The organism is Zunongwangia sp. L-65 (genome assembly GCF_056859415.1).
In genome coordinates this window covers 66,965-77,467 of sequence record NZ_JBSXOK010000063.1, presented here as the reverse complement: position 1 = coordinate 77,467, position 10,503 = coordinate 66,965, and the positions used below count along the sequence as shown (strand labels likewise).

The window sequence follows — 10,503 nt, the reverse complement described above, 5'->3', positions numbered from 1 at the left end:
TGGTGATATTGAAGCGGACGATTACCGAATGATGAAAGCGGATGCCGATAAAAAAATAAACAGGCTGGAAGCCAAACTCACAAGTTCGATTACAGACACGCAAAACGTGGAACCCCTGTGGGATAAGGCAATCAGCAATCTTTCACAATTGGGCTATTTGTATGAAACAGGGACAATTACGCAAAAAAGAAAGATTATTGGTTCGGTCTTTCCTGAAAATCTGACTTTTGACGGTTTTGAATATCGAACCACCCGGGTGAATGAAGCAATCAAGTATATCACATTGATAAACAAAGACTTAAATAGAAATAAAAAAGGGACAAATTCATCATTTTTGAATTTGTCCCATCAAGTGACCTCGGCAGGATTCAAACCTGCAACCTTCTGAGCCGTAATCAGATGCGCTATTCAGTTGCGCCACGAGGCCTTTATTTGTTTCGCTTAAGCCAAAAACCTTAAGCGGGTGCAAATATATTGTTTATTTTAGATTAGGAAAAATTTTTGAAAGTTTTTTTAAGAAAAATTCTATACGAAATTATAAATCATTCAGGTTGAGTAATAAGCAATTTCATTTGATTAAAACAAGTAATGCGTTGGGTAAACAAACTTCACTTAAACGATCTCTGCACTCAAACCGGCATCTAAAAGCTTAGAACATCTTGGTTTTAAATCAGCAAAAGCACCTGTTTTAACGGTACATTTTCCTTTATAATGCACTAAAATTGAACACTGCTCGGCCTGTTCTGGCGTATGATCACAGGCATAAATTAAAGTTTCGATTACATGATCAAAAGTGTTGTAATCGTCGTTATATAAAACTATCTCGTTTTCTTTGTCTACCTTGGTCTCTACTTTCTCTAATACTTCTTCTTGGGTACTCATAAGGGTATAAAATTTAATTCGAATACTTTACAAAAATATAAAAAATCAAGTTAAAACTCTCATAAAGAAAACTTTACCGCCACCCATTTATCTTTTTCAAGATTTTCCTGAAATTTTAATCCCAGCTTTTCACAAGCTTCCTGAATAATCGGAATGTCTCCTTTATAGAATCCGCTTAAATATAAATCGCCATCTGGTTGTAATACCGAAACATACTTCTGCATATCATTCAACAAAATATTACGGTTAATATTTGCAATTATCACGTCATATTTTTTTTCGCCCAGCAATTCTGCTCCTCCTTCTTTAACGCTAATTTCGGGAACATTATTACGTTCAATATTTTCTAGGGTATTTAAGTAACACCAGTTATCAATATCGATGGCTTCAACAGGATTTGCACCTTTTTGTGAACTTAAAATGGCCAAAACTCCGGTTCCGCAGCCCATATCAAGGACAGATTTTCCCTTCCATTCGTTTTTCAGGATAAACTGAATCATCATATGCGTTGTCGCATGATGCCCGGTTCCAAAACTCATTTTGGGTTCGATGACAATATCAAACTCAGTTTCTGGTTTTGGATGAAAAGGTGCCCGTACACTACAAATATCATCAACCACAATAGGCTGAAAATTTTTCTCCCATTCTTCATTCCAATTTACCTGTTGTATTTCAGAAGAAGAATAGGAGATTTTAAATTCATCAGAATCTAATATCCGAACCTCAGTCAGCATATTTTCATTAAACTCTTCTTTCAGAATATATGCTGTAACGCCATCTTCATTTTCCACAAAACTTTCAAATCCCAAAGACCCTAATTCAGCAATTAATATTTCTGAAGCGGGTACCGGCGGGTGTACTTTAAACTGAAATTCAAGATAATTTGATGCCATTCTTAAAATGCGTTCACGATTGCTAAAAAGTCTTCTGCTTTAAGACTAGCTCCACCAATTAGACCACCATCTACATCTTCTTTAGCGAAGATTTCTTTCGCGTTAGCTGGCTTCACACTACCTCCATAAAGAATAGAAACCTCTTCTGCAATTTCGCTTCCGTAAGCATCCGCAATACTTTTTCTTATAAAAGCATGCATTTCCTGCGCTTGCTCTGGCGATGCAGTTTCTCCTGTACCAATCGCCCAAACTGGCTCATAAGCAAGGATTATATTTTTCCAGCTCTCTTTAGATAGGTGGTATAAACTTTCTTTAAGCTGACTTTCAACTAAATCAAAATGCTTATCGGCTTTACGGTCCTCTAATTCTTCTCCAAAGCAAAAAATTACCGTCATATCATTTTCTAAAGCGGTATTTACTTTTTCAGCAAGAAGCTCATTAGATTCTTTAAAATAAGCACGTCTTTCACTGTGTCCTAAGATCACTGTTTCTACGCCTACACTTTTTAGCATTGCTGCAGAGATTTCACCGGTAAAAGCTCCACTTGCATTTTGATGCATATTTTGTGCTGCTACGATAACGGGTGTATTTTTTAAAGCCTCAAAAGCAGGATATAAATTCGTATAGGTTGGTGCTATCATTACCGTTGCTGCTGGGGCTGCCGAAATTTGCTTCTTAAGGTCAGCAATTAGTTCCTGGGTTTGTGCCAGGTCGTTATTCATTTTCCAGTTTCCGGCTACAATATTTTTTCTCATAATTTAAATTTCTGAATTGTTTAAAATTTTAAGCTGATTTCTACAAATATACCGATTCGATTACACATAAGTCTTTTGTGCTAAAGGCTTTTGCCGCTTTTTATCAATCTTCTAAGACTTTTTAGAATTTGCTTATAATTTTATAGATGAAGCATCTGAATAATGCTTTTTTTGTGTTATTGTTCCTTGCTCTAAAACTAAAATACCTGGATTGGCTCGCACCACAGTTTTAAGTGCAGTAGCATCGGTTTGGTAAAAAGGGAAATCAAGGCCAAATTCTTCTTTTATTTGTGATTTTAGCACATCCCCAGAAGCTGTTAAACCAAGTACTTCATAACCTTTACTGTTGGCTTCTCTTTCTAAAGATTTGATAGCTTCATAACCTTGTTTTTCGGTAAGGTTTAGATCATAAGCAACAATAAGTAATACTTTATCGGCTTCAAGAATTTCTGCAGTAATATCTTCTCCATCATCTAAGATCTGAAAATCATGGATCGGCGGCACGTAACCTTCTTCGATCATTTTAGTATCTACTTCTATAAACTCTCCTTCGTGTTGCGGGTAACTACCATCGGTAACCACCACTTCTTCTTCTCCCTCTACATTAAATTTCCAGTGATACTCAAAAACATCTGTCGCAGCTCCTTCAGGAATATCGCGAAGTTCTGGTATATTATTCCCTACTTTATAAGGTCTAAAATCAATGACCGGCAAATGCATTAATACATAATAGGCATATAAAAAACAAAGCATATAACTAAGGAAAATGATCCAACGATGACTTGCGGGAACAAAAACCGGTGTGATCATCTTCTTGTTAAAGAATAATATTAAAATAAAAACCAAAAGGATTAAATCTTTAGTAAAACTTTGCCAGGGCGTAAGCGGTATGGCATCACCAAAACATCCACAATCAGTCACTTTATTAAAATAAGCCGAGTAAAATGTGAGGAACGTGAAAAAAATAATCATTAATAACAAACTCCACATCGTAAACTTTGGTAAATAGCCAATTAGTAGCATAATTCCCAACACCAGTTCAAACACACAAATTAAGATCGCAATCACCAGCGCAAAAGGAGATAGAAAATCTAAACCTAACACTTCTGGTGAAAAATACTCCTGAAGTTTATAAGAGAAGCCTATAGGATCATTCAGCTTTATAAATCCTGAAAAAATAAAAAGTATCCCAACAAAGATACGGGCGAATTTCACTAATAACTTCATCTTAATTCTGGTGGTTTTTGAATATTATTTTTCTTCGGCTTCGGTGAAATGAATCATAGCAAAGACCGCATAATTGATCATATCCTGATAGTTAGCATCAATACCTTCGCTCACTAAAGTTTGTCCTTTATTATCTTCAATTTGTTTTACACGTAATAATTTCTGAAGAATTAAATCGGTTAACGAGCTAATACGCATGTCACGCCAGGCTTCACCATAATCGTGATTTTTGTTCATCATTAGTTCTTTCGTGGCCGTAATCTTTTCGTCATAAAGTTGAATCGCTTCTTCTCCTTCCAAATCCGGTTGATCTGCAATTCCTTTTTCTAACTGAATAAGCGCCATAATCGAATAATTAATAATTCCGATAAATTCAGATTTTTCATCTTCATCTACTTTTCTTACTTCATTCTCCTGAAGCTTTCTTATTCGTTGCGCTTTGATAAAAATCTGGTCGGTTAGCGAAGGCAACCTTAAAATTCGCCAGGCACAACCATAATCTTTCATTTTTTTGATAAACAAACTGCGACAGATTTGTATTACCGCATTGTATTGTTTGGAGGTATCTTGCATAAAACCGTGGTAATTTGCGTAAATTTCGGGCAAATATTCCAGCTGGTCAAAATTATTTTAAAGCGCCAAAAATTTTAAAACTTCTAACGGCATGACGATCAATTGCAAAGGCAGGCTTACCGACCTTTCTTCTCCCAAAGTGATGGGCATATTAAATAGTACACCGGATTCTTTTTTCGAAGATAGCCGAACGCAAAATAAAAGCGATATTCTTAAAAAAGCAGAAATGATGATGGAAGAAGGCGCTACTTTTATTGATATTGGTGGGTATAGCAGTAGGCCTGATGCCGAAAATGTTGCTGAGAACGAAGAATTAAAACGGGTAGTGCCTGCCATAGAACTTTTGGTAAAGGAGTTCCCTGAAATCTTAATTTCTGTGGATACCTTTAGAAGCAAAGTTGCTGAAGAAGCTATAGGGGCTGGTGCAGCATTGATTAACGATATTTCGGCTGGTCGTCTGGACGAAAAAATGATGAGTATAATTGCACAACATCAAGTCCCGTATATTATGATGCATATGCGCGGTACGCCAAAAACAATGAAGCAACTAACAGCATATGACGACCTGGTAAGCGATATCACCTATTATTTTTCTGAAAAAATTAAAGAAGCGAGAACCTTAGGGATTAATGATCTTATTTTAGATCCTGGCTTTGGCTTTGCAAAAACAACAGATCAAAATTTTGAATTACTAAAAAAATCAGCGCTTTTTTCTAGTTTTAAACTTCCTGTATTAATCGGTATTTCGAGAAAAACCATGATTCATAAAACTTTGAACATTTCACCTAAAAAAGCTCTTAACGGCACCACCGTTCTTAATACTTTAGCGCTTACCAAAGGGGCTGCTATTTTAAGGGTTCATGATGTTAAAGAAGCCATGGAGACTATAAAATTAGTATCACTTTTCAGCAAATAATCTTTTATTTTCTATTTTTACATAAAAACCTCGCAAATTTGGATATTTTAAGTATTCGATTCCTGGATATTCTCGATATTGTTCTTATCGCAATCCTTCTGTATAATGTATATAAACTGGTTAGAGGTACGGTTGCAGTAAATATCTTTATTGGTATTGTGATCATATACCTGGTTTGGCGACTTACCCAGCTACTTCAAATGGAACTTTTAAGTAGCGTTTTAGACCAGTTTGTGGGTGTGGGAATGTTTGCCTTAATTGTGGTTTTTCAACAAGAAATAAGGAAATTCCTATTAATGATTGGCTCTGCTAATATCACTTATAACGGACGTTTTTTCAGAAATTTAAAATTTACCCGTAACGATTCTGACGATGGCGCTACGAATATAGATGTGATCGTTGATGCCTGTGAATCTATGGGACGCACCAAAACAGGGGCGTTAATAGTAATCCAAAGAAGTACAAAGTTGGATTTTGTTAAAAATAGTGGAGACGAGATGAATATAGAGCTTAACCAACCTATCATCGAGTCTATTTTTTTTAAAAATAGTCCATTGCATGATGGCGCCATGGTTATTGAAGAAAACAAAGTAACCGCAACAAGAGTGATTTTACCTGTTTCTAATGACCGGTCTATACCGCTTCGTTTTGGGTTAAGACACCGTGCTGCTGTTGGAATTACGGAAAAAACCGATGCTCTAGCTCTTGTTGTAAGTGAAGAGACCGGACAAATTTCTTATATACGAGACGGAGAATTTACCATGTTCGAGAGCAATACCGAATTACGGGAACGCTTAAAAGAAGATTTGAGATAATGTTTAATTATTAATTAAACTGAAAAATATCTTATGGCAAGTAGATATTCTCTAAACTAAAATCCAGTTGTTTTATCGCTGTATTATTTTCCAAAATAACTTCAATATAACTTCCAGATGTTGGCTCTTCGCTTAAATTAATTTGATAAAGTTGTTCTACGGAAGCAAAACCATAAGAAATAAGCTGATCTTTTTCATTGTATACTTTAATGCTATGAAAATCTTTTGGTGAAGGATATATTTTGAAATTAATAAAATGAGCGCGGTTATCTGTTCCTCTTCGCACTATATCTTTTAGGATTTTTCTTGAAAGTTCTATGTCTAAAACTTCCTGCTCGCTCAATTCTTCGTAGCGCTCCTCCATATCTTTTGTTATACTTTTATCGATTTCAACTTCTAATTTAGATAGTTTTTCGTGCTTTAAAATACTAAGCTGTGCTTTTTTAGGGTGATCACTCAACAAATTTTCCCCAATACGTTCTATAAAATTGTCGATACGTATATAAGCTTTATTTTCTTGGGTAGGTGTAAAATAGTTTAAAGTGCCGGTAATTGTAATTTTTTTAGCTTTACGGCTTGGAGTTTCTAAAACGATTTCCTTGGATTTTCTTGAAGAATATTGTTCCCTTATAGAAGTGTCGATAAGTTGCAGCACTTCTCCTTTGTCATCCAAAACTTTAAGGCTCTGTAATTTTATAAGATGATTTTTATCCAGTGTAATACCATTTACAGAAGTAAGAATTTTAAGCTGATTAACCACTTTTCGTCTGGCATCATCTGCAAAAACACTTGTCCTGATTTCCTGAATATCTTGGAGAAAAACATGAAATTCCTGCGCACCTATTGTGCTGCAAAACATGATACTTATAAATGCAAAAAAGAAAAGATTTTTCACCCTGAATAATTTAAGGTAGTGCAATATTATTTAAGTTTAACTCCATTTTATCGATGGCATCGGGATGCTCATACATAATTTCTAAACGTGTATTTTCGTCTGGCGCTTCAGCTAAGTACAACACAATTTTTTCTTTTGCATAGGAATATCCAGTATTGATTTTTTCGCCTTCACCATTAAAAACATCCAATCTGAATATTCTGTTTTCCGGATCTTTTTTATAAAAAAACAAATGACTCTCCAGGTCCTCATAAGAAAAATAGAAAAGCTTTTCTACAAACCGGGTAGCCTCTTCCAACGTGTTTCCCATACCAAGATCTTCGTGTAAATTTTCAATATAAGGTTTGTAACCAGGTCTGTCTCTTAATTCTTTTAATTTTTCGAAATTCAGCAAAATCAATTTTGTTTCTTCACCTAAATCAGCTAAAAAATCGATCTCTTTTTTTTGCATTAAATTTTCAATAGACAATAAAGAGTTTGTTTCTTTTGAAACGGTAAAATGTTCGATTACTGCTGAAAGTTTTTTTAAGGATGTTGCTTCTCTTGAAGGCGCCTGGAAATTGAAATTGAAATACCGGCTTCTGCCCCACTGTCCTTCATTAGGATAACCATTGTGCCACCCCAAACTGTTTCCAGTATCATCTATAGCTGAATTTACTTTTTGAACTCGTAAAAAATGAAGACCATCTTCTTCAAAATTCTCTACCTCCATTTTTAATCGTAATAAACTTTCTTTAGATCCTTTATATCTAAACTCCTCGATAGCATTTAAATTTACACCTTGCGAGAATGCAGGCGGTATAATCCCAAAAAGTAAAATGGTTATAAAAATGATTAGTCGACATATTTTTTTTGAACAGATGCCTAGCATCAACTTGTAATCTTGATGTGTCATTATTTTTAAACTTCAACGAGGCCTCAAAACACAACGTATATTTTATCGAAAATTGCATACGGTAACTAAAAAATCAACGTTGATCAAAACCAATTAATAGATACGTTCTATTTTCGATTAAGGAAAGGATTTAAATGGATTCTTCAGCCATAAACTGCACTTCATAGAGTTTACGATAATGCCCGTTTTCTTTAAGCAATAATTCATCGTGGGTTCCCATCTCTACAATTTCACCACTATCCATTACCATGATCTTATCGGCTTTCTTAATAGTCGCCAATCGGTGAGCAATAACAATCGAAGTCCTGCCTTTGGTAATTTTATCTGTCGCTTCCTGGATAAGCTGCTCACTATAAGTATCTACTGAAGAGGTTGCTTCGTCCAACACCAAAATACTGGGATTACTAACGTAAGCCCTTAAGAAAGAGATCAATTGACGTTGCCCTGAACTTAACATTACTCCGCGTTCCTTTACATTATAATGATACCCATTGGGTAACGAACTTATAAAATCATGAATCCCAATTTGCTTTGCAGCCGTGATTACATCATCTTCAGTAATATCTGGATTATCTAATTTGATATTATGCATAATCGTATCGGCAAACAAAAATACATTTTGAAGCACCACCGCGATTTCAGACCGTAGTGATTTTATGGTCACGTCTTTGATATCTATTCCATCAACAGCGATCGTTCCACTATCGATCTCATAAAATCTGTTCAATAAATTAATAATAGTAGATTTTCCGGCTCCGGTGGCTCCAACAATCGCGATCGTTTCACCTGCTTTAGCGGTAAAGTTCACTCCGCGTAATACTTCTTCTCCTTCCACATAGCTAAATCGAACATTTTTAAATTCTATATCTCCTTTAATCGATTGTAGTTGTTTTTCACCTTCATCACTAATTGTAGAATCGGTATCTAAAATCCCGAATACTCGATTAGCCGCTACCATCCCCATTTGCAGGGTATTAAATTTATCTGCGATTTGGCGTAAGGGTCTAAATAACATCTGCGATAATTCGATAAATGCGATAATCACACCAAGGGTGATATTAGGATTATCATTTACTGCCTGTAAACCTCCAAACCATACGATAAGACCAACGGTGATCGAGGTAGACATTTCTGCAATAGGGAAGAAAATCGAGTTATACCAAACGGTTTTCACCCATGCTTTTCTATGCCTGTCGTTGATATTTTTAAAATTGTTATATTCCGATTTTTCGCGATTGAATAACTGAACGATCTTCATCCCGGTAATCCGCTCCTGCACAAAAGTATTTAAATCGGCCACCTGTGTACGTACATCTTCAAAAGCGATTTTCATTTTTTTCTGAAATACCCGGGTCGCATAAATAATAAATGGCAATACTGTTATCACCAGTAAGGTTAACTGCCAGCTTTTATAAAACATAAACCCAAGTACGACAATCATCTTTAGCAAATCGCTGATAATCATAAAAAGTCCCTGACTAAAAATACTGGAAATCGTTTCGATATCACTCACGGCACGGGTCACCAATCGTCCAACAGCAGATTTGTCATAATACTTCATCTTAAACTGAAGCATATGCTTAAACAAATTTACCCGTAAATCACGTACTACATTTTGTCCTAGTAAATTGGCAAAATAGATAAAGAAAAATTGTGAGGTGACTTCAAGAATAAGAAAACCAATCATTAAAGACACGTAGAAAATTAAATTCCCGTTATCTTTTGGAGTAATAGAATCGTCTATGGTTACCTGCAATAAATAAGGCCTTGCCACCGCAAAAAACGATAATAAAATAGCCGTAATAGCTACAAAATAAAAAGTTAATTTATAGGGATTGGTATATCTAAGCAAGCGCTTAAAAAGATCAAAATCAAATGCGTTTCCCGTTTTAGAGGCCATCAAATAGTGCTGTTTTAGGGTATTCTATTCTGGTTAAATATAAACCATGTGCCGGAACCGAGGTTCCCGCCATACTTCTGTCTTCGCTTTTTAGGATTTCTTTCAAAAATTCAACCGATTTTTTTCCAAGGCCAATATCCAACAATGTGCCTACGATCGCCCTAACCATATTTCGTAAAAAACGATCTGCCGTAATATGAAATATGAGCTCATCTTTAGATTGTTCCCAAAAAGCTGCTGTAATATTACAATTATACGTCTTTACATCCGTTCGGCTTTTTGAAAAGCACTTAAAATTAGTGTAATCTTTCAACATAGCAGCCGCACGATTCATTTTTTCGATATCCGGTTGCTTTAAAAGATAGTAGGCCAAATCGATTTTAAAAGGATCTTTAAAATTGACAATATGATACTCATAACTTCGGCTACAGGCATCAAACCGTGCATGGGCCTGCGACTGCACCTTAAAAAGTTGGCGAATCGAAATATCCTTTGGCAAAAATGAATTCAGTTTAAATTGAAGTGTTTTTTCATCACAGTTCAAATCCGCATCAAAATGAGCATACATTTGTTTGGCATGTACACCGGCATCTGTTCGCCCCGCTCCTACTACCTCTATATTTTGTTGAAGGATTTTTGAAAGTGCCTCCTGTAGTACCTGCTGAACGCTTACGGCTTCTGGTTGAATTTGCCAACCATGATAAGCAGTACCTAAATAGGCTAAATCTATAAAATACCTCAAAGCTTAACTG

At 35.5% G+C, this 10,503-nt stretch carries 11 protein-coding genes, 1 tRNA gene and 1 pseudogene; 3 read left to right on the top strand and 10 right to left on the bottom strand.

Going from position 1 to position 10,503, the window contains the following annotated elements; translation table 11 throughout:
- Positions 1 to 388 (top strand): annotated as a pseudogene (locus AC13DP_RS11525) (recombinase family protein); the annotation flags it as partial.
- Here the strand turns inward: AC13DP_RS11525 and AC13DP_RS11520 are convergent.
- The 6 genes from AC13DP_RS11520 to AC13DP_RS11495 all read right to left on the bottom strand — a co-directional run bounded on the left by AC13DP_RS11520 (position 354) and on the right by AC13DP_RS11495 (position 4,330).
- Positions 354 to 427, bottom strand: a tRNA-Arg gene (locus AC13DP_RS11520). The pseudogene AC13DP_RS11525 and the gene AC13DP_RS11520 overlap by 35 nt on opposite strands.
- A 185-nt stretch (positions 428 to 612) precedes the next feature.
- Complete coding sequence (locus AC13DP_RS11515; protein ID WP_013070482.1) at positions 613 to 882, bottom strand: ATP-dependent Clp protease adaptor ClpS; 270 nt, start codon at positions 880 to 882, stop codon at positions 613 to 615.
- A gap of 59 nt (positions 883 to 941) precedes the next feature.
- Entirely contained in the window at positions 942 to 1,775 is an 834-nt protein-coding gene (gene prmA, locus AC13DP_RS11510) for a 50S ribosomal protein L11 methyltransferase (RefSeq protein WP_347405807.1), read from the bottom strand.
- Positions 1,776 to 1,777: 2 nt separating this feature from the next.
- A complete protein-coding gene (gene tpiA / locus AC13DP_RS11505) occupies positions 1,778 to 2,530 on the bottom strand; it encodes a triose-phosphate isomerase (protein ID WP_013070480.1) in 753 nt (250 codons plus the stop codon).
- A 132-nt stretch (positions 2,531 to 2,662) separates the two neighbouring features.
- The gene (locus tag AC13DP_RS11500) at positions 2,663 to 3,757 is read right to left on the bottom strand and encodes a BT_3928 family protein (RefSeq protein WP_483067852.1); all 1,095 of its coding nucleotides are present in this window, start codon (positions 3,755 to 3,757) and stop codon (positions 2,663 to 2,665) included.
- Between the two features lie 24 nt (positions 3,758 to 3,781).
- Positions 3,782 to 4,330: a DUF1599 domain-containing protein gene (locus AC13DP_RS11495; RefSeq protein ID WP_041579629.1), complete on the bottom strand. Its 549-nt coding sequence runs from the start codon at positions 4,328 to 4,330 to the stop codon at positions 3,782 to 3,784.
- A gap of 91 nt (positions 4,331 to 4,421) precedes the next feature.
- On the opposite strand from AC13DP_RS11495, the gene folP reads away from it, so the two are divergent.
- Together folP and cdaA are read left to right on the top strand one after the other, a co-directional pair.
- Entirely contained in the window at positions 4,422 to 5,246 is an 825-nt protein-coding gene (folP, locus tag AC13DP_RS11490) for a dihydropteroate synthase (protein WP_483067851.1), read from the top strand.
- Positions 5,247 to 5,284: 38 nt separating this feature from the next.
- Positions 5,285 to 6,061, top strand: coding sequence for a diadenylate cyclase CdaA (gene cdaA, locus AC13DP_RS11485; RefSeq protein ID WP_013070476.1), 777 nt, complete (start codon positions 5,285 to 5,287; stop codon positions 6,059 to 6,061).
- Between the two features lie 31 nt (positions 6,062 to 6,092).
- Here the strand turns inward: cdaA and AC13DP_RS11480 are convergent, their stop codons facing one another.
- From AC13DP_RS11480 to truA, 4 genes are all read right to left on the bottom strand, one after another.
- A complete protein-coding gene (locus tag AC13DP_RS11480; RefSeq protein WP_013070475.1) occupies positions 6,093 to 6,956 on the bottom strand; it encodes a hypothetical protein in 864 nt (287 codons plus the stop codon).
- A gap of 10 nt (positions 6,957 to 6,966) precedes the next feature.
- Complete coding sequence (locus AC13DP_RS11475) at positions 6,967 to 7,851, bottom strand: hypothetical protein (protein WP_483067850.1); 885 nt, start codon at positions 7,849 to 7,851, stop codon at positions 6,967 to 6,969.
- 130 nt (positions 7,852 to 7,981) lie between these two features.
- Positions 7,982 to 9,751: an ABC transporter ATP-binding protein gene (locus AC13DP_RS11470; protein WP_013070473.1), complete on the bottom strand. Its 1,770-nt coding sequence runs from the start codon at positions 9,749 to 9,751 to the stop codon at positions 7,982 to 7,984.
- Positions 9,741 to 10,493, bottom strand: coding sequence for a tRNA pseudouridine(38-40) synthase TruA (gene truA, locus AC13DP_RS11465; RefSeq protein ID WP_347405810.1), 753 nt, complete (start codon positions 10,491 to 10,493; stop codon positions 9,741 to 9,743). The genes AC13DP_RS11470 and truA overlap by 11 nt, the downstream gene beginning before the upstream one ends.
- Positions 10,494 to 10,503 lie beyond the last annotated feature (10 nt).

What these genes read in the sequence shown, in the direction of transcription:
- AC13DP_RS11475 (WP_483067850.1), bottom strand. Translation starts at nt 7,851, where the DNA reads ATGACACATCAAGATTACAAGTTGATGCTAGGCATCTGTTCAAAAAAA.
- prmA (WP_347405807.1), bottom strand. Translation starts at nt 1,775, where the DNA reads ATGGCATCAAATTATCTTGAATTTCAGTTTAAAGTACACCCGCCGGTA.
- tpiA (WP_013070480.1), bottom strand. Translation starts at nt 2,530, where the DNA reads ATGAGAAAAAATATTGTAGCCGGAAACTGGAAAATGAATAACGACCTG.
- folP (WP_483067851.1), top strand. Translation starts at nt 4,422, where the DNA reads ATGACGATCAATTGCAAAGGCAGGCTTACCGACCTTTCTTCTCCCAAA.
- AC13DP_RS11500 (WP_483067852.1), bottom strand. Translation starts at nt 3,757, where the DNA reads ATGAAGTTATTAGTGAAATTCGCCCGTATCTTTGTTGGGATACTTTTT.
- AC13DP_RS11515 (WP_013070482.1), bottom strand. Translation starts at nt 882, where the DNA reads ATGAGTACCCAAGAAGAAGTATTAGAGAAAGTAGAGACCAAGGTAGAC.
- AC13DP_RS11495 (WP_041579629.1), bottom strand. Translation starts at nt 4,330, where the DNA reads ATGCAAGATACCTCCAAACAATACAATGCGGTAATACAAATCTGTCGC.
- AC13DP_RS11470 (WP_013070473.1), bottom strand. Translation starts at nt 9,751, where the DNA reads ATGGCCTCTAAAACGGGAAACGCATTTGATTTTGATCTTTTTAAGCGC.